The organism is Actinomycetospora sp. NBRC 106378 (assembly GCF_030269685.1).
Classification (GTDB): domain Bacteria; phylum Actinomycetota; class Actinomycetes; order Mycobacteriales; family Pseudonocardiaceae; genus Actinomycetospora.
This window is the reverse complement of record NZ_BSTT01000010.1, coordinates 73,744-94,287: the sequence shown is the minus strand read 5'-3', so window position 1 is coordinate 94,287 and position 20,544 is coordinate 73,744. Positions and strand designations below refer to the sequence as shown.

Below are 20,544 nucleotides of genomic sequence, written 5' to 3'. Positions count from 1 at the left end.
GGCTAGGCTCGCCCGAAATCGCACGAGGGGACGGGGTGTGAACGGGATGCGACGGTTGGGGATCGACGTCGGCGGCACCGGCGTGAAGGGCAACGTGGTCGACACGGAGACCGGGGAGCTCCTCGCCGATCGGGTCCGGATCGAGACCCCCCACCCCGCGACGCCCGAGGCCGTCGCGGACACGGTCGCGGCCGTCGTCGAGACCCACGGCTACGACGGGCCGGTCGGCATCACGCTGCCCTCGGTGGTCAAGGCCGGGATCGCCCACACCGCGGCCAACATCGACCCGACGTGGCCGGGCACCGACGCCGTCACGCTCTTCGGGGAGCGGCTCGGGCGGCTGCCGGACGCGCAGCGCAGCGGAGCCGGACCGTCGAGGCCGGTGTTCGTGCTCAACGACGCGGACGCGGCGGGGCTCGCCGAGGTCCGCTTCGGCGCCGGGGCGGGCCGCCGCGGTGTGGTCTGCATGCTGACGATCGGCACCGGCATCGGTTCGGCGCTCTTCCTCGACGGCCGGCTGCTGCCCTCCAGCGAGTTCGGCCACCTCCAGGTCGACGGCCACGACGCCGAGTCCCGGGCCTCGGCCGCCGCCCGTGAGCGGGAGGAGCTGTCCTGGCCGAAGTGGGCCAAGCGGTTCTCCCGCTACCTCCAGGTCCTCGAGGACCTCGTCTGGCCCGACCTGTTCATCCTCGGCGGCGGGGTGAGCAAGAAGCCCGACAAGTGGCTCCCGCTGCTCGAGGCGCGCACCGAGATCGTGGTCGCGCAGCTGCAGAACCAGGCCGGGATCGTGGGCGCGGCCATGGCCGCCGCCGAGGACACGAGCCCCTGACCTGCGCTTTCCGCCCGACGACCGGTGACCCGCGCCGCCACGCCGACCTCGGACCTGTGAGGTACGGGCGCCCGTCACCCGGCGTCGTTACAATGGTGAACAGCTTGCGGCGGTTCACCGCCGGAGCCGGGGCTCAAACCCCTCCCGAACACTCCGTGTCGAGGTGGACGGCGTCCCGGGTCCGTCGATCCGGTGGCCGTCTCCTCGCCCAGCAGTCGATCGTCGCGAAAGGTCGTTTGTGGCAGCCGCAGATTCCGCCCGCCGTCGCGCCACCACCGCCACGGCGGAGCAGCCCTCCGGCCCGCTCGGGGTGGTGACCGAGGAGGCCGACACCGAGTCGTCCTCGGGGGCGCGCCCGAAGACCACGCGTGCGAAGAGCGCGACGCGCTCGACCGCGGCCAAGAGCGCCTCCGCCACCGCCACCAAGGCGCCGGCGAAGAAGGCCCCCGCGAAGAAGGCCGCGCCCGCCAAGAAGGGCGCGAAGACCGAGGGCGCCGAGGGTGCCGAGGGCGAGGCCCCCGAGGGCGAGCTCGAGGACGCTCCCGCCGAGGGCGACCTGACCGAGGAGGTCGAGGCGCTGGGCGCCGAGGTCGTCGTCGAGGAGGTCGAGACCGAGGAGCCCACCGAGGAGGACAAGAAGTCCGGCGACTTCGTCTGGGACGAGGAGGAGTCCGAGGCGCTGCGCCAGGCGCGCAAGGACGCCGAGCTCACCGCCTCCGCCGACTCGGTCCGCGCCTACCTCAAGCAGATCGGCAAGGTGGCGCTGCTCAACGCCGAGGAGGAGGTCGAGCTCGCCAAGCGGATCGAGGCCGGCCTCTACGCGGCGGAGCGGCTGCGCAAGGTCGCCGAGACCCAGCAGGAGCTGCAGACGCAGATGCGTCGCGACCTGCGGTGGATCGTCCGCGACGGCGAGCGCGCCAAGTCCCACCTGCTCGAGGCGAACCTCCGCCTCGTCGTCTCGCTGGCCAAGCGCTACACCGGCCGCGGCATGGCGTTCCTGGACCTGATCCAGGAGGGGAACCTCGGTCTGATCCGTGCGGTCGAGAAGTTCGACTACACCAAGGGCTACAAGTTCTCGACCTACGCGACGTGGTGGATCCGTCAGGCCATCACCCGCGCCATGGCCGACCAGGCCCGCACCATCCGCATCCCGGTGCACATGGTGGAGGTCATCAACAAGCTCGGCCGCATACAGCGTGAGCTGCTCCAGGACCTCGGGCGCGAGCCCACTCCTGAAGAGCTGGCCAAGGAGATGGACATCACCCCGGACAAGGTGCTGGAGATCCAGCAGTACGCCCGGGAGCCGATCTCGCTCGACCAGACGATCGGCGACGAGGGCGACTCGCAGCTCGGTGACTTCATCGAGGACAGCGAGGCCGTGGTGGCCGTCGACGCGGTCTCCTTCACCCTCCTGCAGGACCAGCTGCAGTCCGTCCTCGCGACGCTCTCCGAGCGCGAGGCCGGCGTGGTCCGCCTGCGCTTCGGGCTCACCGACGGCCAGCCGCGCACGCTCGACGAGATCGGCCAGGTCTACGGCGTGACGCGTGAGCGCATCCGCCAGATCGAGTCGAAGACGATGTCGAAGCTGCGCCACCCGTCGCGCTCGCAGGTCCTGCGCGACTACCTGGACTAGCACCACCACGACGACGGCCCCCGAGCTCCGGCGCGGGGGCCGTCGTCGTTTGCGCCCGCGACCGATGTCGCGTTGGCTGATCGTCCGTGACCTCGTCGCGGTGGACGGTCCCGCTGCTCAGCGCGCTGTTCGTCCTGCTGTGGGCCTCGGGGTTCATCGTCGCCAAGCTCGCCACCCGCACCACCGACGTGCCGACCGTGCTGTTCTGGCGGTTCGTCGTCGCGGCCGCCGTGACCGGAGCGGCGGCGGCGTGGCTCCGTCCCGGCCTGCCGCGCGGCCGGGTCCTCGCCCACCTCGTGGTCACCGCGCTGCTGCTGCAGGTCGGGGTGTTCTCGGCGGTCTTCACGGGCGTCGCGCGGGGCGTCCCGGCGGGGCTGACGAGCCTGATCGTCGGCCTCGCGCCGCTGCTCGTCGGGCTGCTCACGCCGCTGGTGCTGCGGACCCGTCTGGGGGCCGCTCCGGTGATCGGGCTGATCATCGGCGCGGGCGGGGTCTACATCGTGGTGTCGGGCGACCTGTCCGGCGGCGGCCCGGTGGGGCCGGTGCTGCTGCCGGTGCTCGGGATGGCGTTCCTGACGGCGGGGACGCTCTACCAGAAGCGCTTCAACGACGACACGCCCGTCGCCGCGAGCGTGGTGGTCCAGATGGTCACCTCGATGGTCGTCCTCGCGGTGGCAATGCCGTTCCTCGACCCGCAGTGGCTCCCGACGGGAGGCGGGGGCTGGCTCGCGGTGGTCTGGCTCGGTGTCGTGAACTCCGCGGGCACGTTCGCGGTCATGTTCGTCCTGCTGCGCCGCCGCTCGACGGTGCACGTCTCCGCCCTGCTCAACCTCTCCCCCGCGACGACCGCCCTCCTGGCCGTCCCGCTGCTCGCCGAGCCGCTGACCCTGCGGGCCGTGCTCGGCCTCGCGGTCGCGCTCGTCGGCATGTTCGTCGGCCTCGGGACCTGGCCCCGCCGCCGTCATCGTGAGGAGGTGTCGGCCGTCACTCCTTCTGGGTCGATGCGATCGTGAGGACCACCGCCGCCGTCGTGCCGAGCACCAACGCCGCGGTCGGTGCTGCGCCAGACCGTCGACTCGCTCGCCGTCCGCGGCGTGGCGGGGCTGCTCGGTCAGGCCCCCATCGGCACCGAGGTCGCCCTGGAGACGGCGGCGTCGCTGCTCCGGGGCTGGACGCTCACGACGATCATCGAGGGCGACGCGGTGCCGCGGCTGTTCATCCCGCGCCTGATCGAGCTGTGGCGCGCCGGGCGCTTCCCGTTCGACAAGTTGGTGCGGCACTACGACTTCGCGGACATCGAGCAGGCGTTCGCCGACTCGGCGGCCGGGCGGACCATCAAGCCGGTGCTCCGCTTCTGAGGCGCTAGCGTGGGGGCGTGCCGATGGAGGAGCGGGTCCGCCCCGACGAGCGCCGCCGCTACGTGTTCCTGCTGTGGTTCAACGCGACCCTGGGCGTGCTGTGGGCGGTCCTGCTGGTGCTGACCGGGGTGTGGTGGTTCGCCGCCCTCCTCGCCGTCTGCCTCGTCCTCGGCGGCCTGTCGGCCTGGGCGCTCTCCGTCCTGCGGCGGGACGGCATCCGCTGAACGCCGCGTCGCTCGAGGCCCGGGCCGCCGCGGCCCTGGCCATCCCGCTGCAGGAGGCGCTCGGGGCACGGCCGGCCGACCCGGCGGCCCCCACCGCCGGGCTGCTGTTCCCGGTCCGGGGCCTCGCCATCAACCCCGGCGGGACGCTCCACGCCGGCGCCCTCGGCGCGATCCTCGAGCTGCAGGGCTTCCTCACCCTGCTGCCCGAGCTCGCCGACGACGAGCACGCCGTCACCCACCACATCTCGACGCAGCTGCTGAGCCCGGGACAGCGCGACGAGGAGGTGCTGGTCACCGCGGTCCTGGAGCGCCGCACCCGGCGGCTGGGCTTCGTCAGCGCCACCGCGACCGTCGGGGACCGCCTGGTGGCGCGCAGCCAGATCACGAAGTCGGTCATCGCGGTCCGCTGAGCCCGCCCGCGACCGGTCTGTGATGCTCGACGGCATGACCCAGCACCCCGCCGCCGACGATCTCCCCGGTCCCGATCCCGCCGACGTGCACGAGCGGTCCGTCGCCGTCATCCGTGCCATGGACGCCGGGGACCTGCCGGCGGTCGGCGCCCTGCTCGGGGAGCTCGGGGGCCCCGAGGAGTACGGCGCCCAGGTGATCAGCCTCGCGAGCCTCGCGCGGCTCCTGCTCGACCAGAACCCGCAGACCGTGCCGGAGCGCGACGAGGCCCGGGCCGCCGTGCTCGACGAGCTCGCGCGGGTGCTGATCGCCGCCGAAACGCCCTAGGACCCGCGGGAACCGTGGGACGATGGGCGGCGTCGGAGGAGGTGAGAGGTCCGTGACGACGGCGCAGCCCTGGCCCGACCACCTGCTCTCGCTCGACGAGTGGGAGGCACTCGACGAGGAGCTCGTCAAGACCGCCGAGCTGGTCGAGGGGGTGCTGGTCGTGTCGCCGAGCCCGGGACAGCCGCATCAGAACCTCATGTGGCGGCTCTGTGCCGCCCTGGCGCCCCAGGTCGCGCCGGACCACGTGCTGGTGCCGGACATCGACGTCCTCATCGACGCGGGCCCTCCCCCGACGGTCCGCAAGCCCGACGTCGCCGTGGTCCGGGCCGAGGCCTACGACCGCGGCGGTCGCCTCGTGCCGGGCGACCTCCTCGCGGCGCTCGAGATCCTCTCCCCGGGGAGCCGCCGGACCGACCGGGTCGCCAAGCTCGCGGAGTACGCCGAGGGCGGCATCCCGCACTACGGCATCGTCGACCCCGACGGCCCCACGCTGACCGAGTTCGTCCTCGTCGGCGGCGCCTACCGGGTCGTCACCGAGCACCGTGGGATCGCCCCGCTCGGGTTCGGCGCCACGCTCGACCTCGCGGCCCTGCGGTAGCCACCGCGCACCCGCCCGGTGCCGTGGGCGAAGATCGGGGGGTGAGCGCAGCAGACACCGTGACGCCCGGCAGCCCCGCCTACGCGGAGGACGCCGCGCTCGCCCGGGAGCTCGCCGACGCCACCGGGCGTCTGCTGCTCGACCTCCGCGCGTCCACCCCGACGGGGCGCGATCGCGAGTACGCGGGCGACGAGCAGGCCCACGAGTACCTCACCACCGAGCTCGCCCGGCGCCGCCCGGACGACGCGGTGCTCTCCGAGGAGGGCTCGCTCGACCCGGCCGACCGGCAGGGCCGGCGCCTCTGGATCGTCGACCCGCTCGACGGGTCCTCCGGCTTCGGCCGCGGCACCGACGAGTGGGGGGTGCACGTCGCGCTCGTGGTCGACGGGCAGCTCGCGGCGGGCGCAGTGGCCGTGCCGGGCCGCGGCGCGCTCGTCGACTCCGACACCGTGGACCACATCCCCGACTCTCCCGTCGGCGACGAGCTCGCGGTCACCGTGAGCCGCTCGCGGCCGCCGCACGAGCTGCGTGCGGTCGAGCGGGCCTTCGACGTGCGGCTGGTCAAGCGCTCGGCGGCCGGGGTGAAGACGCTCGCGGTGCTCGACGGCGAGGCCGACGTCTACCTGCACTCCGGCGGCCAGTACGAGTGGGACAACGCCGCGCCGATGGCGGTCGCGATGGCCGCCGGGCTGATCGCCACCCGCATCGACGGCTCGCCGGTGCCCTACGGGCAGGACGACCCCTACTCCCCCGACCTGCTCATCGCCCGGCCGAGCGTGCACGCGGCGGTGCTGGCGGTGCTCCGGGGTCGCTGAGCGGGACGCCGGACGTCGCGTGCCCGGTGACGAGGAGCCGGCGCCAACGGACGCCCACGAGCTCCTCGAGCACCACGACGACGTCCTCGGCGTCGACCACGCGGTGGGGACCGTCCCCGGTGTCGGTGCGGTCGTCGCGGTCGGCGTCGCGGTCCGCGTCGGCGTCCACGAGCACGGCGAGGTCGCCGTCGCGGAGGGCCTCCAGTGAGGCCGGGTCCACGTCGATGACGAGCGCGGAATCGACCCCCACGCGCAGCGACCCGACGTCCTCCGGGCGGATCATCCGCAGGCCGCCCTTGGAGCCGGACAGGAACATCAGCTCCGACATCTCCTCCGGCGGCCGGTCCGAGACGACGGCCACGACGGTGCCCGGCAGGGCCAGCAGCACGTTGAGCGCCTCGGACGACTCCGGGAGCGCCCGGTCCTCCCCGAGGTGCGCCAGCGCGCCCTCGAAGCCGCAGGCCACCAGGATGCGCGGCGTCTCCCCGAGGACGGCGACGTCGGCGAGCAGCTCGTCCATCCCGGCGACGGTGCCACCTGCCCCGGGCCCGCTCCAAGATCCCTCGCGCACGTGCAGGGTCTGCCCGACCCGGGAGGGGTAGACCGGGAGCATGACCTCTCTTCCTGACGACGGGCTCTGCCTGGGCGGGAACGTCTTCGGCTGGACCGCGGACGAACCGACCTCGCACGCCCTGCTCGACGCGTTCGTCGACGCCGGCGGCCGCATGATCGACACCGCGGACTCGTACATGGCGCGGGCCGAGGGCAACTCCGGCGGCGAGTCCGAGACGGTGATCGGGAACTGGCTGGCGCGCACCGGGCGCCGCGACGACGTGGTCATCGCGACGAAGGTCGGGTCGTGGGAGCAGCGCAAGGGCCTGCGTCCGGAGAACATCCGCGCCGCGTGCGACGACTCGCTGCGCCGGCTGCAGACCGACCACATCGACCTGTACTACGCCCACCGCGACGACCCCGACACCCCGCAGGAGGACTACGTCGCGGCCTTCGACGAGCTGGTCCGCGCCGGGAAGGTGCGGGCGGTCGGCGCGTCGAACTTCGATGCCGACCGGCTCGCCGGCGCCCTGGAGCTCGCCGACAAGCACGACCTGACGCGCTTCTCCGCGGTGCAGCCGCACTACAACCTCGTCGAGCGCGACTACGAGCGCGACCTGGCGCCGCTGGTCCAGCGCGAGGGACTGGTCTGCTACCCCTACTTCGGGCTCGCCAAGGGGTTCCTGACGGGGAAGTACCGGCCCGGGCAGGACACGGTCGACTCGGGGGCCTCGTCCGGGGCGATGGCGGGCGCCCGCGTCGAGGGCGCCCGCGCCTACCTCGACGACCACGGGGTGGCCGTGCTGGGCGTCCTGGACGAGATCGCGGCGGCCCACGACGTGCCGGTCGCCGCGGTGTCGCTGGCCTGGCTCGCCGCGCAGCCGACGGTGGGTGCCCCGATCGCCTCGGGCCGGACGCTGGCGCAGCTCGGCGAGATCCTGCCCGCGGTGTCCCTGCGGCTCAGCGACGACGAGCTCCGGCGCCTGTCGGACGCCTGAGCCGCGCGAGCACGGCGCGGTGGTCGCTGCCGGGCACGTCGAGGACCTCGACCGACCCGACGCCGACGGTGGCGGAGACGAGGACGTGGTCGATCGCGACGCCGAGCCACCGCGGCTTGCCGCCCGGCCACGTCCCCTCCCGCGCGCGCCCGACCTCGGCGGACGCCGAGCGCACGTGGTGCAGGACGGGCTGCAGGGCCCGGTGCTCGAGCGTGGAGTTCAGGTCGCCGACGACCACGGTCGGCCGCGGGTCGTCGGCGACCAGCCCGGCCAGGCGCGCCAGCTCCCGGCGCCACTCGTGGGTGCGGCTCGGCAGCAGGACGGCCGGGTGCACCGCGAGGAACCGGGTGTCGCCGAGTGCCCCGCCGGTCAGCTCGATCCACCCCGAGGCGGTGTCGCGGGTGACCGCCCGCACCGTGACGTCACCGAGCCCGGGCGCGACGAGCACCGAGGTGCACGCGTGGTCGCCGGCGCCCGCGGCCTCGACCTCGGCCCGGCCGGGGGCGCACGACCAGCCTCGGTAGCCGAGGTCGTCGATCTCGCGGGTGAGCGACCGGCGGAAGCGGTCTCCGGCCTCCAGCAGGACCACGACGTCGGGGCGTTCCCGGCGCACCAGGGCCCCGAGGGCCCCCGGGTCGGCCCGGCCGATCCGGACGTTGGCTCCGAGGACGCTCACCGGCTCGCCGACGGGCGTGCCCCCGGGGTGCGGCCGGTGCCGCACGGTCGACACGACGAGGGCGGCCGCCGCGACCGCGCCCGCGCCGAGGCCGGCCCCGCGCCACGGCCCCGGTCTCGCCGCCGCGACCGCAGCCGCCCCGACGGCCCCCAGCGCGAGGCGCCGGCGGAACGCCGTGACGATCGGCCAGGGGGCGGTGCGGTCGAGCCCGAGGGCCTCGGGCAGCAGGACGGCGGTGGTCGCGAGCGCGCCCGCCGCCGCGGTCACGACGGTCGGGCGTCCGGGAGGTCCCACGGGACCCGATGATCGCCCAGCCGCCGTCGGGTCCGCGCGAGGACGCTCCGGGTCTCCCCCGGTCGGGCCCGGCCGTCCTGCCGGGCAGCTCAGGATCTCGGGTCGCCCGGGTGGCAGGAACGCGTCGTGGCCGGCGTCCGGTGGCAGGGACGCCCCTCTCTCGCTCAGTACTTCCAGCGCCAGGCCGCGAGGACCTCCTCGGTGTCCTTCTCCGCCGCCCAGGTCGCGTCCGCGCGGCGCACCGCGAGGAAGGCCTCGAGGAGGTCCTCGCCGAGCACGCCGGCGACCCGCGGGTTGCCCCGCAGGGCCTCCTCCTGCTCGGCCTGCGTCGCGGGGAGCTTCGTGATGCCCGCGGCGGCGCGCTCCTTCTTCTTCCAGGTGCCCGGGTCCTGCGCGGTCGGGGCCGGTGGGACGAGGTTCTCCTCGATCCCGGCCACGCCCGACGTCAGGATCGCGGCGAGGGCCAGGTACGGGTTGGCCGAGGCGTCGGAGGTCTTCAGCTCGACGTTCGCGTGGTCCTCGCCGAGCAGGGCCGACCCCGGCACGTAGCGCAGCGGGGCCTCGCGGTTCTCCACGCCCCAGAAGCCGGCGAACGCGCCCGCGAAGAACCCGGGCCGCAGCCGGGCCAGCGAGCCCTGCGAGGGCGCGGTGATCGCGGCGAGGGCGGGCAGATCGCGCAGGAGCCCGGCGATGTACCCCGCGCCCGCCGTCCCCCGCGGCCCCTCCGGGCCGCCCGCGAGCAGGTTCTCGTCCCCGCGCCACAGCGAGGTGTGCACGTGCCAGCCGTTGCCGGCGCCGTTCAGGGTGGGCAGCGGGGCGAACGAGACGCGCAGCCCGTGCGCCTCCGCGGCCGCGAGGACCGTCTGCCGGGCGAGGAGCTGCTGGTCGGCGGCCGTGAGCGGGTCGGACGCGGCCAGGGAGAGTTCGACCTGCGCGGGCCCGTACTCGGCGTGGATCTGGCCCAGGCGCAGGCCGTTCGCCTCGGCGTCGCGCATCACCGACGCGATGAACCCGTCGATCGGGAGCAGCGCGTGCGGGCTGTAGGCGGGACCGTGGTGGGCCGGCAGGAGGTCGGTGTCGTCCGCATCGGTCTCCGGCTCGAAGACCCCGAACTCCATCTCGTAGCCGACCAGGGCGGAGTAGCCGTCGTCGGCGAGGCGCCCGACGACCCGCTCCAGCACCGAGCGCTGGTCGAACGCCCAGGGGCCGCCGTCGGCGGTGACCTGCCGACCGGGCACCCAGGCGAAGGCGGGCTGCCCCGCGAGCCGGCTGATGCGGTCGAGCTGCGGCACGAGGCGGACGTCCCCGGAGGCGTTCTGCATGCCCGGTGACCCGAAGGCGATGGCGTCGTTCGTGTCGAACACGGCGAACAGGTGCGTCACGCCGACTCCCGCCACCGCCGCGGCGGGCAGCGCCGACACCGGCACGGTGCGCGAGCGCGGGATGCCGTTGTTGTCGGCCCACACGATCGTCAGCCCGGCCACCCCGTCCGCGGCCAGCGCCGCCGCGAGTTCCCGGCCGCGCTCGCGCAACTCCTCGGACACGTTCCCCACCCCTCGTCGACGACAGCGCAGGTGAGGCTAGTCAGCGGGTCCGACCGAGCCCGCCGTGAGGGGAGGATTCGAGCGCTCTTGTGGCACGAGGGTTCCCCTCACGCGGGTGGGTCCGGCGCCGGCTCGCGCCGCAGGGCCACCCCGACGACGACGGCGGCGATCCCCACCGCCTCGAGCGGCGCCGGGACCTGCGCCAGCCCGACGAGGCCCACGACGGTGGCGGTCAGCGGCAGGAGCGCGAGCAGCAGGGCGAAGCGGGCCCGCCCGACGCGGCGGAGCACGACCTGGTCGAGCACGTAGGGCACGACCGAGGACAGCACGCCGAGCGCGAGCGCCGAGCCGAGCAGCAGCGGCTCCCCCGCGATCGGAGCAGCGGTCAGGGCCAGGGGCGAGAGCACGACGGCGGCCACGACGAAGCCGATCGCGAGCCCGTCGATCCCCTCCCCCGTCGAGCCGGAGCCGCTCGACACCCGTGCCCCCAGCACGATGTAGCCCGCCCACAGCAGCGCGGCGAGCAGCGCGAACACCACGCCCCCGGGCGAGCCCTCCAGCCGCACGTCGGCGATCAGGGCCACGCCGAGCACGACGAGGGCGAGGGCGGACCAGTCGCGGCGGTTCCGGGAACCCAGCGCCGCGACGAGCACCGGGCCCGCGAACTCCACGGCGACCGCGGTGCCCAGCGGCAGCCGCGCGATCGCCTCGTAGAAGACGATGTTCATGCCCGCGGTCACGAGCCCGAAGGCGCCCGCGAGCACCACCCGCCGTCGGGACCAGCGCGCCGGCTCGGTCCGCGACCACCGCCGGGCCGCGAGCCGCCACACGGCGAGCACGACCGCCGCCCCCGCCAGCCGCAGCCACGCCACGCCCGCGGGCGACACCCGCTCGAAGAGGCCCACGGCGAGCGCCGCACCCACGTACATCGACACGCCGCCGAGCACGAAGAGTGACGGCGCAGGGGGACCGTTCGTCGTCGGAGGTCGACTCACCATCGTGTGGTTCCCCGCCCTACCCGATAACAACGGTCGCCATCCGTCGATGAGCGGTACGTGACCGAGGACAAAGCAGCGCGTGAACACGAGCGGTCGTCGCCTCGTTCTGACACAGTGGAGGGGCGACGGTCACTCGGCCGGAGCCTGCGGGGCCGGTTCCCACGCCGGTCTCCGAACGGAGGGAGATGACGATGCCCGGAACCCTGACCCGGCCAGAACTCACCGCCTCGGACCGATGCGACCGCTGCGGTGCAGCGGCCAAGGTCCGCGCCGTCCTGCCCTCCGGCGGGGAGCTGCTCTTCTGCGGGCACCACGCCCGTACGCACGAGGCGAAGCTGAAGGAGCTCTCCATCGACGTGCAGGCTGGGGAGACGGTCTGACAGCGCGCTGACCTGCGGCGACGGTGATCGCCGCGAGACGGCTCGACACGACGGCGGGCGGGGACCACGACGGTCCCCGCCCGCCGTCGTCGTGTGCGGGGGCTCCTCGCCCGGCCCGCCGACGGGTCGTTCCCACCGGCCCGGGCGACACGCGGCACGGCCCGGGATGACGCGCACGATGGGGTGGTCCGCGCGATCACCCGACGGCATGACCGGCCCGCGGGCCCCGCGACGAGCGACGTCCCGCTCTCGCGACGCTGCGTGACGATCGTATGTCGTCCATGACGGACACGTATCGCACCGTGATCGACACCCTCGGCAGCCGTCCCCCACGCGTGTGACGTCGGACACAGCTCGGACGATCCGGCTCCGCCGCGCCCTCAGCGACCCGGTTGCGACCGCCACGACCGCAGCGTGGTGATCCGCTCCTCGATCTGCTCCGCCGTCGCGATCGGAGTAGCCGGACCACCGCACGCCTTGCGCAGGTCGCCGTGGATCACGCCGTGCGGCTGCCCGGTGCGGTGGTGGTGGGCGGCGACCAGCGTGTTGAGCTCCCGGCGCAGCTCCTTGAGCTTCTCCGCCGCCGACGGCTTCAGGCGCGCGGGCGGCGGGGCGGCCGGCTCGGGCGGGGCGTCGCGGGCCCGGCGGGTCTCCTCGTCGAGCTGGTCGCTCTGCCGCTTGCGCAGCAGGGCCCGCACCTGGTCGGGGTCGAGCAGCCCGGGGAGCCCGAGATAGTCCTGCTCCTCGTCGCTGCCCGAACCGGCCGCCGTGCCGAAGGAGGCCCCGTCGTAGATCAGCTGGTCGAGCTCCGCCTCGGCCGAGAGCGCCTCGAAGCTCTTCTCCTGCTCGCCGGGCTCGTCCTCGGTGCGGTTCGCCTGCTCGAGGAGCTCGTCGTCGAGGCCCTCCTTCGGCCGGTGCGGCTCGCCGAGCACGTGGTCGCGCTGCAGCTCGAGCTCGCTGGCCAGGCCGAGCAGCGTCGGGACGCTGGGCAGGAACACCGACGCCGTCTCCCCGGAGCGGCGGGACCGCACGAAGCGGCCGACGGCCTGGGCGAAGAACAGGGGCGTCGAGGCGCTGGTGGCGTAGACCCCGACGGCGAGCCGCGGCACGTCGACGCCCTCGCTGACCATGCGGACCGCGACGAGCCACCGGTCGTTCGACGCCGAGAAGCCCGCGATGCGGCCGGAGGCCTTCGGGTCGTCGGAGAGCACGACGACGGGGTCCTCGCCGGAGAGCCGGCCGAGGATCTTCGCGTAGGCCTTCGCGGTGGTGTGGTCGGTCGCGATGACCAGCCCCCCGGCGTCGGGCATGCCGCCCTGCCGGAGCTGGGTGAGCCGGGTGTCGGCGGCCTGCAGCACCGCGGGCATCCAGTCGCCCTTGGGGTCGAGCGCGGTCTTCCACGCGCGCGAGGTCTGCTCCGCGGTCAGCGGCTCGCCGAGCCGGGCGGTCATCTCCTCGCCCGCGCTCGTCCGCCACGACGCCTGTCCCGAGTAGGCCAGGAACACCACGGGCCGCACGACGCCGTCGGCGAGCGCGTCGGAGTAGCCGTAGGAGTGGTCGGCCTTCGAGCGCAGGGCACCGGCCGAGTCGGGCTCGTAGGTGATGAACGGGATCGGGCTGTCGTCCGAGCGGAACGGCGTCCCGGTCAGCGCGAGCCGCCGTGTGGCGCCGCCGAACGCCTCCCGGGTGGCCTCGCCCCAGCTCTTCGCGTCCCCGGCGTGGTGGATCTCGTCGAAGATCACCAGCGTGCGGCGGGACTCGGTGCGGTTCATGTGCAGCATCGGGTGCGCCGCGACCTGTGCGTAGGTCACCGCGACCCCGTGGAAGTCCGCGGAGAGCTTCCCGACCGAGTTCGAGTACTCCGGGTCGATCGCGATCCCGGCGCGCGTCGCCGCGCCCGCCCACTGGTGCTTCAGGTGCTCCGTGGGGCACACGATCGTCACCGTGTCGACGGTGCGGTCGCCCAGCAGCTCGGCCGCGACCTTCAGCGCGAAGGTCGTCTTGCCGGCGCCCGGGGTCGCGACCGCGAGGAAGTCCTTGGGGCGCTCCGCGAGGTAGCGGGTGAGGGCCCGCCGCTGCCACTGCCGCAGGGGTGGGGCCGCCGGTGTCTGCGACGTCGTCGAGCCGGGGCGACCGGGCGCGCGCGTGGTCAAGGACCCTCCGGGGAGCTGGTGGGCAGGACGGGGCCGGCCTCCGTCACCGGGAGGCCCCTGGGGACGGGCTCCTACTCGTCGTCCCCGCCGCCGCGCGGCAGCTTGTTGAAGATCTCCTTGCACGCCGGGCAGACCGGCGAGCCGGGCTTCGGCGAGCGGGTGACCGGGAACGTCTCCCCGCAGAGCGCCACGACCATGTTCCCCATGACGGCGCTCTCGACCACCTTGTCCTTGCGGACGTAGTGGAACATCTTCGGATCGTCGTCGTTCGTCCGATCCGTGGCGTCCGGGCGGACGTCGGGGAGGACCGCGGTCTGGCTCATGCCCCCATTGTGCCCCGGAGGCCCGAGGGCTCGGTGCAGAGGAGCGGAACTCGACCGAAGGCGCAGGTCAGCCGTCGGTCCCGGTCCGCGGCGGCGCGTGGTGCGGCTCGTCCTGCTGCGGCTGGCGGGGTCCGTCGGTGCGCTGCGAGCGCGCGTCGAGCACCTCGGCGGCCTCGATGATCTGCGCCTCGGTGATCGTGGGGAGCGCCGTGCGGTCGGCCCGGTACCGGCTCACCTTCTGCGACTTCTTCGGCGGCCGGTCGTTCGCGATCAGCACCGCGATCCACGGCAGGGGCACCGACAGCACGATGAAGGCGACCGCGACCCACGGCCAGTTGAAGCCGATCCCGAAGACCCCGGCCAGCAGGAGGCACGGGATGCGGAACGCCATGATCAGCGAGTACCGCTTCTTGCGGGCCGCGAACTCGTCCTCGAAGGAGACGGCGGCCTCGGTGATGAGCACCGGATCGTCGTCGTTCTTACGGGTTGATCGCTTCACGTCCACCTACTCTCCACCGTCACTGTCCCACTCCGGGTCCCCGATGGCATGGCGGGCAACCCTCACCAGGGCCGTACCACCTCCCCCGCCCAGGCAGCGAGCAGTGGTTCGTCGTGCGAGACGGTCAGCACGCCGAGGCCGCGCCCGACCTCCTCGCCGATGACCGCGACCAGCGCCGCCGTGGTCGAGGCGTCGAGCATCGCGGTCATCTCGTCGCAGAGCAGGTAGTCCGGCCCGGTGGCGAGCGCGCGGGCCAGGCACGCCCGCTGCAGCTGGCCGTCGGAGACCTCGTGCGGACGGCGGGGGCGCAGATCCCGCGTGAGGCCGACCCGGTCGCAGAGCTCCTCGGCCCGCGCCGCGAGCACCGGCCGGTCCCGTTCGCCGCCCGCCCGCAGCGGCTCGGTCAGGATCTCCTCCAGGGTGAGCCGGGGGTCGGCCGCGGCGCGGGGCTGCTGGAAGACCACCCCGATCCGGCGCCGCAGCGCCGCCGGCGCCCGGTGACGGGTCCGCGGCACGGCGGTGCCATCGACGGAGACCACGCCGTGCCACGGGTCGTGGAGCAGCGCGAGCATCCGGACCAGGGTCGACTTCCCGCACCCGCTCGGCCCGGCCAGCCCGAGGACCCGCCCGGGCTCCACCCGGACGTCGAGCCCGTCCACCACGGCGTGGCCCCGGCGCCACCCACCCACCAGGCCCTCCCCCACGAGGCTCACGACGCCCCCACCGGCGCGCACGCGACCGCCCGGTCGCCGTGGGCGACGAGGGTCGGGTCGTCGGTGCAGCCGGCGCGCCCGCACCGCGGCCGGAAGGGGCACCCCGACGGCAGGTCGGACAGCTCCGGCGGGTGCCCCGGGACGGGCACGAAGCGCTCGCCGGGCAGGGCCCCGACCAGCCCCGCCGTGTAGGGGTGCCACGGCCGGTCGAACACCGCGGCAGCGGGCCCCGTCTCGACGATCCGGCTGGCGTACATGACGGCGAGGTCGACCGGGCCCGTGGCCGCGATCCGCTGCACCGCCCGCAGGTCGTGGGTGATGAGCAGGACCGCCCGGCCGTCGCGGGCGAGGTCGGCGAGCAGGTCGGTGGTCCGGTCGACCAGCGGCCGGTCGAGGCCCGCGGTGGGCTCGTCGGCGAGCAGCACGTCGGGGTCGCCCGCGAGCGCCGCGGCGAGGCCCGCCCGCTGCGCGGTGCCGCCGGAGAGCTCGTGCGGGTAGTCGTCGAGCGCGGCGACCGGGAGCGCCGCCCGCTCGGCCAGCTCCGCCGCCGACACCCGACCGCCGAGGTGGTGCACGGCCTCCCGCAGCTGGGCGCCGACGGTGCGGGTCGGGGTGAGGAAGGTGCCCGCCGACTGGCCGACCAGGCCGATCCGGCGGCCGCGGACCTCGTCGCGCAGCACGGTCTCGGGCGCCGTGAGCAGGTCGGTCCCCTCCGGATGCAGCACGGCCCGGCCGCGGGTCTCGGCGTTGCCCGGCAGCAGCCCCGTCAGCGCCTCGGTGAGGACCGACTTCCCGCAGCCCGACTCGCCCACGAGCGCGAGCAGCCGCCCGCGGTGCAGGGTCAGGTCGACGTCGGTCGCCGCCCGCACGACCCGTCCGCGCCGCAGCCGGAACCGGACGTCGAGCCCGGCGATCTCGAGGGCCGCGCCCGCCGTGTTCACAGCGCCAGCTCCGACCGTCGACGGGGGCGGGACCGATCGCGCCACCACGCGGCGACGCCCGCCACCGCGAGGGTGGTCGCGGCGAGCAGGACCGACGGGAACACGACGATCCACCAGCTGCCCAGCAGCACCGCCTGCCGTCCCTCCGCGAGGATGTTCCCGAGGCTCGCCAGGTGCGGCGGCAACCCGAGTCCGAGGAACGAGAGGGCCGTCTCGTGCCACACCGCGTGCGGCAGGATCAGCACGCTCGAGAGCACCGCGGGCGGGACGACCGCCGGGAGCAGGTGGCGCCCGAGGACCCGTCGCCGGGACGCGCCACCGCTGATCGCGGCGTCGACGAAGGGCCGGCTGCGCAGCGAGAGGACCTCGGAGCGCACCACGCGCGCCACCGTCGTCCAGTGCGTCAACCCGATCGAGGCGATCACCGCGAGCACGCTGCCGCGGTAGAGCGCCACGATGACGATGCCGAGCAGCAGGTGCGGCACGGCGTTCACGCCGTCGACCGCGCGCATGAGGAGCCGGTCCGGCCAGCCGCCGAGCAGCCCCGACACGGCGCCGTAGAGGGTCCCGATCACCGTCGAGATCACCGCGCAGGACGCCGCGACGGTCAGCGAGACGCCGAGCCCGGCGAACGCGCGCAGGAACAGGTCGCGCCCGACGGCGTCGGTGCCGAACGGGTGCGCGAGGGACGGTGGCTGCCGGACCGCCGCGTAGTCGACCGCCCCCTGGTCGAGCCCGCCCAGCCACGGGATGAGCACCGCGCCCGCGACCAGGAGGCCGAGCGCGACGAGGCCGGCCACGAGACGGCCGCGGCCGGTCCAGGTCGCGCGCGCCCGCAGCGTCCCGGGCCGCCGACGGCCCGCGGGGCGCCAGGGCTCCTCGGCCCGGACGACGGGGCGGCGCAGGTCGAGCTCAGCCATCGGCACTCACCCGGGGGTCCAGGACGAGCACGGCGACGTCGGCGAGCAGGGCGCCGAGCAGCACCGCAGCCGTCGTCAGCAGGGTCAGGGCCGCGAGCAGCGGGAAGTCGACGGAGAGCGCGGCCGTCACCACCGCGGCCGCGATGCCGGGCCACGAGAACACCGTCTCGACCAGCACCGCGCCGGTGACCAGCTCCGGGAGCCGGTTGCCGAGCACCGTCACGAACGGCAGCAGCGCCGTCGGCAGCGCGTGGCGGAGCATGACCACCCGCTCGGGCAGCCCGCGCGCGCGGGCGCCGGTCACGTGGTCCTCGTCGAGCGCCCCGAGCAGGGACGAACGGACGTGCAGCACCAGCCACGGCGTCTGCGAGACCCCGAGGACCACGGCCGGCAGGACGAGGTGACGGGTCACCTGGTCGACCGTGGGAGCGGCGCCGGCGTCGGTCAGTCCGGCGACCGGGAGCACCGGCCACGCCACTGCGAACACCGCGATCGCCCCGAGCGCGAGCACGAACGGCGGCAGCCCCTCGAGGGTGTGGCCGACCGCGGTCACCCCACGGTCGACCCACCCGCCCTGGCGCCAGGCCGCCGTCACCCCGGCCACCAGGGAGATCACCACCGCCACGACGAGGCCGACCGTGACCAGCAGCAGCGTCCACGGCAGCCGCTGCCCGACCACCGTCGAGACCGGTTGCCGGAACGACAGGCTCTGCCCGAGGTCGCCGGAGAGCAGCCCGCCCGCCCAGCGACCGAGCTGGGACCACACGGAGTCGTCCAGCCCGAGCTGGACCCGGGCGTTGGCGATCGCGGCGTCGCCCGCCGAGAACACGCCGGCCCCGAAGTACTGGTAGATCGGGTCGAACGGGGACCACGCGGCGAGCAGGAACACCGCGGTCGCGACCACGGCGACCACCGGGACGGCGACGCCGAGGCGCCACGCGACCAGCGTCCCGATCTCCCGCCCGCGGCGGCGACCGACCGTTGCGGTGCTCACGTCCGCGGGGTCCAGCGCTCGACGTTCCACCACGGCCCCCACGTGGTGCCGTGGGTGTGCGGCTCGACGACGGGCCGGTACCCGTCGAAGCGGTCGCGGGTGAGGTAGCTGTGGCCGAGGAAGGTCAGGAACACCATGCCCGGGTCGGCCGCGTAGGCGAGCTGGAAGCGGCGCAGCTCCGCGGCGCGCGTCGCGCGGTCCGGTGCGGCGAGAGCAGCGCCGAGAGCCTGGTCGACGGCGGCGTTCCGGTACGAGCCCGGGTTGTTGAAGCCGTCGGCGGCGTTCGCCGAGGCGAGCAGTTGCCAGGACTTGAAGGCGGTGTCGAAGGGGTTGCCGCCGCCGAGGACGACGGCGTCGGCGCCCATGCGCGGCTCGATCGCGTCCCAGCCGAGGCCCTCGAGCCGGACGTCGACGCCGATCGTCCGGGCGTCGGAGGCGAAGGCCTGCGCGAGGTCCCGGCGCACGGTGTCGGCCGGGTTGTACATCAGCGTGAACCGGGCGGGCAGCGCACCACGGGACCGGACGCCGTCGGCGCCGCGCACCCAGCCGGCCGTGTCCAGCAGCGCGTTCGCCGCCACGGGGTCGAACGGGAACTGGGCGGCGGGCTCGACCTCCTCCGGCAGCACCGGCGGGACCGGCGTGCTCGCGGGGGTCCCCTGCCCGGCGAGCAGGGCGTCGATCATCCCCTGCCGGTTCACCGCGCGGTTGAGGGCCTGGCGGATCGCCGGGTCGGCCGTGACCGGGTTCGCGAAGGGCATCGTGATCGTGCGGTAGTCCGCACTGGTGTGCTCCCGCAGCACCATGCCCTGCGCCTGCCCCGCGATCCCCCGCGCCAGCGCGGGCGGGAGCACGGTCCCGTCGAACTCCCCCGCGACCACCCGCTGGGCGCGGGTGTTGTCGTCGGTCGCGAAGACGATGGTGATCCTCCGGACGGCGGGGGTGCCGCCGTGATAGGCCGGGTTCGCCTCGAGCACCATCGACGAGCCCTGCCGCCACTCGACGAGCCGGTACGGGCCGGTGCCCACCGGCTTCGTGCCGAGCGCCAGGTCCGAGGCCGGCCCCGGCGCCGCGACCTGCTCGGCGGGGACGATCGGCAGGGTGAGGCGGCCCGGGAAGAGCAGGAACGGGCTGGAGAGGTCGAAGCGGACGGTGGCCGGGTCGACCGCCACGACGTCGCGCAGCATCGGGAACCCGGACGCGACCGTGGCCGCCTTCGCGGGATCGAGGACCGCCCGGTAGGTGGCCACCACGTCCGCGGCGTCGAAGGTCGTGCCGTCGTGGAAGGTCACGCCGGGGCGGAGCGACACCGTCCAGGACAGCCCGTCGGGGGCCGCCACGGGAGCGCTCGCGGCGAGGTTCGGTTGCGGCTGCCGGTCGGCGTCGAGGGCGGTGAGCCCGTCGTAGAGCTTCGAGGCGCCCTCCTCGCCGTAGCCGAGGAGCGGGTTGAGGTCGTCGGGCTCGTACCCGTCGGCCAGGACCATGCTCGCCGGGTCGGTGGCGGGGCCGGCCGTGGGGGCGGCGCAGGCCCCGACCAGCAGGGCCAGGGCGGCCACGACCGCGACCGGGACGAATCGGACGGTGATCACGCGGCGGACAGTAATCACCAGGTTATGGCAAGAACAAGAACTAGCTTCTGCACGATTCGTGCGGTAGACGCACGACGGCCCCCGCGGGAGGTGAACCCACGGGGGCCGTCGCGGACGCGGTGGATCGAGCTGGTCGGAACGATCACCGCGGGTCGGGGGGGTCAGACCAGCTTGGCGCCCTGCGAGGCCTCGAAGCGCTGCGCGGCGTCCGCCCAGTTGACGACGTTCCACCAGGCCTTCACGTAGTCCGGCTTCACGTTGAGGTAGTCCAGGTAGAAGGCGTGCTCCCACATGTCGAGCATGACCACGGGCACGATCCCGAGCGGTACGTTGGCCTGCTGGTCGTAGAGCTGGAAGATGCGCAGCTTCTGGGCGAGCGTGTCGAAACCGAGGATCGACCAGCCGGAACCCTGGATGGTCGTGGCCACCGACGTGAAGTGCTTCTGGAACAGGTCGAACGAACCGAAGTCCCGGTCGATCGCCGACGCGAGCTCACCGGTGGGCTTGTCGCCGCCGTCCGGGGAGAGGTTCTGCCAGAACACGGTGTGGTTGATGTGGCCGCCGTAGTTGAAGGCGAGGTTCTTCTCCCACAGCAGCGCCGTCGTCCCGATCGTGTCCTTCTCGCGGGCCTCGGCGAGGGCGTCGACCGCGGTGTTCAGACCGGTGACGTAGGTGTTGTGGTGCTTGTCGTGGTGCAGCTCCATGATCTTGCCCGAGATGTGGGGCTCGAGAGCGCCGTAGTCGTAGGGCAGGTCGGGCAGGGAGTACTCCGCCATCGCTC

At 74.4% G+C, this 20,544-nt stretch carries 24 protein-coding genes; 11 read left to right on the top strand and 13 right to left on the bottom strand.

Annotation, left to right across the window (positions count from 1 at the left end):
* The first annotated feature begins 46 nt into the window (after window positions 1-46).
* The 9 genes from ppgK to QSK00_RS20960 all read left to right on the top strand — a co-directional run bounded on the left by ppgK (window position 47) and on the right by QSK00_RS20960 (window position 6,192).
* Window positions 47-829, top strand: a complete 783-nt coding sequence (ppgK, locus tag QSK00_RS21000) for a polyphosphate--glucose phosphotransferase (protein ID WP_285593737.1) — start codon at window positions 47-49, stop codon at window positions 827-829.
* 238 nt (window positions 830-1,067) lie between these two features.
* Complete coding sequence (locus QSK00_RS20995) at window positions 1,068-2,462, top strand: RNA polymerase sigma factor (RefSeq protein ID WP_285593735.1); 1,395 nt, start codon at window positions 1,068-1,070, stop codon at window positions 2,460-2,462.
* Window positions 2,463-2,548: 86 nt separating this feature from the next.
* Window positions 2,549-3,475, top strand: a complete 927-nt coding sequence (locus QSK00_RS20990; protein WP_285593733.1) for a DMT family transporter — start codon at window positions 2,549-2,551, stop codon at window positions 3,473-3,475.
* Window positions 3,476-3,517: 42 nt separating this feature from the next.
* A complete protein-coding gene (locus QSK00_RS20985; protein WP_285593731.1) occupies window positions 3,518-3,820 on the top strand; it encodes an MDR/zinc-dependent alcohol dehydrogenase-like family protein in 303 nt (100 codons plus the stop codon).
* Window positions 3,821-3,837: 17 nt separating this feature from the next.
* A complete protein-coding gene (locus QSK00_RS20980) occupies window positions 3,838-4,044 on the top strand; it encodes a hypothetical protein (protein WP_285593730.1) in 207 nt (68 codons plus the stop codon).
* Entirely contained in the window at window positions 3,954-4,454 is a 501-nt protein-coding gene (locus QSK00_RS20975; RefSeq protein WP_285593728.1) for a PaaI family thioesterase, read from the top strand. The genes QSK00_RS20980 and QSK00_RS20975 overlap by 91 nt, the downstream gene beginning before the upstream one ends.
* Before the next feature lie 34 nt (window positions 4,455-4,488).
* Window positions 4,489-4,779, top strand: coding sequence for a hypothetical protein (locus QSK00_RS20970; protein ID WP_285593726.1), 291 nt, complete (start codon window positions 4,489-4,491; stop codon window positions 4,777-4,779).
* Between the two features lie 52 nt (window positions 4,780-4,831).
* Window positions 4,832-5,377, top strand: a complete 546-nt coding sequence (locus QSK00_RS20965) for a Uma2 family endonuclease (RefSeq protein WP_285593724.1) — start codon at window positions 4,832-4,834, stop codon at window positions 5,375-5,377.
* A 41-nt stretch (window positions 5,378-5,418) separates the two neighbouring features.
* Complete coding sequence (locus tag QSK00_RS20960) at window positions 5,419-6,192, top strand: inositol monophosphatase family protein (RefSeq protein WP_285593722.1); 774 nt, start codon at window positions 5,419-5,421, stop codon at window positions 6,190-6,192.
* Here the strand turns inward: QSK00_RS20960 and QSK00_RS20955 are convergent.
* Window positions 6,137-6,805: a hypothetical protein gene (locus tag QSK00_RS20955; RefSeq protein WP_285593720.1), complete on the bottom strand. Its 669-nt coding sequence runs from the start codon at window positions 6,803-6,805 to the stop codon at window positions 6,137-6,139. The genes QSK00_RS20960 and QSK00_RS20955 overlap by 56 nt on opposite strands.
* Between QSK00_RS20955 and QSK00_RS20950 the strand changes: the two genes are divergently transcribed.
* Window positions 6,804-7,742, top strand: coding sequence for an aldo/keto reductase (locus QSK00_RS20950; RefSeq protein ID WP_285593718.1), 939 nt, complete (start codon window positions 6,804-6,806; stop codon window positions 7,740-7,742). The genes QSK00_RS20955 and QSK00_RS20950 overlap by 2 nt on opposite strands.
* On the opposite strand, the gene QSK00_RS20945 is transcribed toward QSK00_RS20950, so the two are convergent.
* The 3 genes from QSK00_RS20945 to QSK00_RS20935 all read right to left on the bottom strand — a co-directional run bounded on the left by QSK00_RS20945 (window position 7,705) and on the right by QSK00_RS20935 (window position 11,185).
* The gene (locus QSK00_RS20945; RefSeq protein ID WP_285593716.1) at window positions 7,705-8,712 is read right to left on the bottom strand and encodes an endonuclease/exonuclease/phosphatase family protein; all 1,008 of its coding nucleotides are present in this window, start codon (window positions 8,710-8,712) and stop codon (window positions 7,705-7,707) included. The two genes, QSK00_RS20950 and QSK00_RS20945, sit on opposite strands and share 38 nt — an antisense overlap.
* A gap of 164 nt (window positions 8,713-8,876) precedes the next feature.
* Window positions 8,877-10,265 carry a type I glutamate--ammonia ligase gene (locus QSK00_RS20940; RefSeq protein ID WP_285593714.1) on the bottom strand — a complete coding sequence of 463 codons (1,389 nt, stop codon included), beginning with the start codon at window positions 10,263-10,265 and terminating at the stop codon, window positions 8,877-8,879.
* A 98-nt stretch (window positions 10,266-10,363) separates the two neighbouring features.
* Entirely contained in the window at window positions 10,364-11,185 is an 822-nt protein-coding gene (locus QSK00_RS20935; RefSeq protein ID WP_285593967.1) for an EamA family transporter, read from the bottom strand.
* Between the two features lie 254 nt (window positions 11,186-11,439).
* Here QSK00_RS20935 and QSK00_RS20930 point away from each other — a divergent pair, with 254 nt between their 5' ends.
* Window positions 11,440-11,634: a DUF7455 domain-containing protein gene (locus QSK00_RS20930; RefSeq protein WP_179793940.1), complete on the top strand. Its 195-nt coding sequence runs from the start codon at window positions 11,440-11,442 to the stop codon at window positions 11,632-11,634.
* Window positions 11,635-12,014: 380 nt separating this feature from the next.
* On the opposite strand, the gene QSK00_RS20925 is transcribed toward QSK00_RS20930, so the two are convergent.
* The 9 genes from QSK00_RS20925 to QSK00_RS20885 all read right to left on the bottom strand — a co-directional run bounded on the left by QSK00_RS20925 (window position 12,015) and on the right by QSK00_RS20885 (window position 20,539).
* The gene (locus tag QSK00_RS20925) at window positions 12,015-13,787 is read right to left on the bottom strand and encodes a DEAD/DEAH box helicase (RefSeq protein ID WP_285593709.1); all 1,773 of its coding nucleotides are present in this window, start codon (window positions 13,785-13,787) and stop codon (window positions 12,015-12,017) included.
* Between the two features lie 71 nt (window positions 13,788-13,858).
* Entirely contained in the window at window positions 13,859-14,110 is a 252-nt protein-coding gene (locus QSK00_RS20920; protein ID WP_018334527.1) for a DUF3039 domain-containing protein, read from the bottom strand.
* A gap of 67 nt (window positions 14,111-14,177) precedes the next feature.
* Window positions 14,178-14,615 (bottom strand): DUF3099 domain-containing protein, encoded by a 438-nt coding sequence (locus tag QSK00_RS20915; RefSeq protein ID WP_285593706.1) that lies wholly within the window; start codon window positions 14,613-14,615, stop codon window positions 14,178-14,180.
* Window positions 14,616-14,671: 56 nt separating this feature from the next.
* Entirely contained in the window at window positions 14,672-15,322 is a 651-nt protein-coding gene (locus QSK00_RS20910; RefSeq protein WP_285593704.1) for an ABC transporter ATP-binding protein, read from the bottom strand.
* Window positions 15,319-16,263 carry an oligopeptide/dipeptide ABC transporter ATP-binding protein gene (locus QSK00_RS20905; protein WP_285593702.1) on the bottom strand — a complete coding sequence of 315 codons (945 nt, stop codon included), beginning with the start codon at window positions 16,261-16,263 and terminating at the stop codon, window positions 15,319-15,321. The genes QSK00_RS20910 and QSK00_RS20905 overlap by 4 nt, the downstream gene beginning before the upstream one ends.
* A complete protein-coding gene (locus QSK00_RS20900; RefSeq protein ID WP_285593696.1) occupies window positions 16,260-17,183 on the bottom strand; it encodes an ABC transporter permease in 924 nt (307 codons plus the stop codon). Before QSK00_RS20900 ends, QSK00_RS20905 begins: the two co-directional genes overlap by 4 nt.
* Complete coding sequence (locus tag QSK00_RS20895) at window positions 17,176-18,177, bottom strand: ABC transporter permease (protein WP_285593694.1); 1,002 nt, start codon at window positions 18,175-18,177, stop codon at window positions 17,176-17,178. Before QSK00_RS20895 ends, QSK00_RS20900 begins: the two co-directional genes overlap by 8 nt.
* Window positions 18,174-19,763, bottom strand: coding sequence for an ABC transporter substrate-binding protein (locus QSK00_RS20890; protein ID WP_285593691.1), 1,590 nt, complete (start codon window positions 19,761-19,763; stop codon window positions 18,174-18,176). The genes QSK00_RS20895 and QSK00_RS20890 overlap by 4 nt, the downstream gene beginning before the upstream one ends.
* A gap of 161 nt (window positions 19,764-19,924) precedes the next feature.
* Entirely contained in the window at window positions 19,925-20,539 is a 615-nt protein-coding gene (locus QSK00_RS20885; protein WP_285593689.1) for a superoxide dismutase, read from the bottom strand.
* Between the last annotated feature and the right edge of the window lie 5 nt (window positions 20,540-20,544).

What these genes read in the sequence shown, in the direction of transcription:
- ppgK (WP_285593737.1), top strand. Translation starts at nt 47, where the DNA reads ATGCGACGGTTGGGGATCGACGTCGGCGGCACCGGCGTGAAGGGCAAC.
- QSK00_RS20970 (WP_285593726.1), top strand. Translation starts at nt 4,489, where the DNA reads ATGACCCAGCACCCCGCCGCCGACGATCTCCCCGGTCCCGATCCCGCC.
- QSK00_RS20950 (WP_285593718.1), top strand. Translation starts at nt 6,804, where the DNA reads ATGACCTCTCTTCCTGACGACGGGCTCTGCCTGGGCGGGAACGTCTTC.
- QSK00_RS20955 (WP_285593720.1), bottom strand. Translation starts at nt 6,805, where the DNA reads ATGCTCCCGGTCTACCCCTCCCGGGTCGGGCAGACCCTGCACGTGCGC.
- QSK00_RS20935 (WP_285593967.1), bottom strand. Translation starts at nt 11,185, where the DNA reads ATGTACGTGGGTGCGGCGCTCGCCGTGGGCCTCTTCGAGCGGGTGTCG.
- QSK00_RS20930 (WP_179793940.1), top strand. Translation starts at nt 11,440, where the DNA reads ATGACGATGCCCGGAACCCTGACCCGGCCAGAACTCACCGCCTCGGAC.
- QSK00_RS20920 (WP_018334527.1), bottom strand. Translation starts at nt 14,110, where the DNA reads ATGAGCCAGACCGCGGTCCTCCCCGACGTCCGCCCGGACGCCACGGAT.
- QSK00_RS20900 (WP_285593696.1), bottom strand. Translation starts at nt 17,183, where the DNA reads ATGGCTGAGCTCGACCTGCGCCGCCCCGTCGTCCGGGCCGAGGAGCCC.
- QSK00_RS20885 (WP_285593689.1), bottom strand. Translation starts at nt 20,539, where the DNA reads ATGGCGGAGTACTCCCTGCCCGACCTGCCCTACGACTACGGCGCTCTC.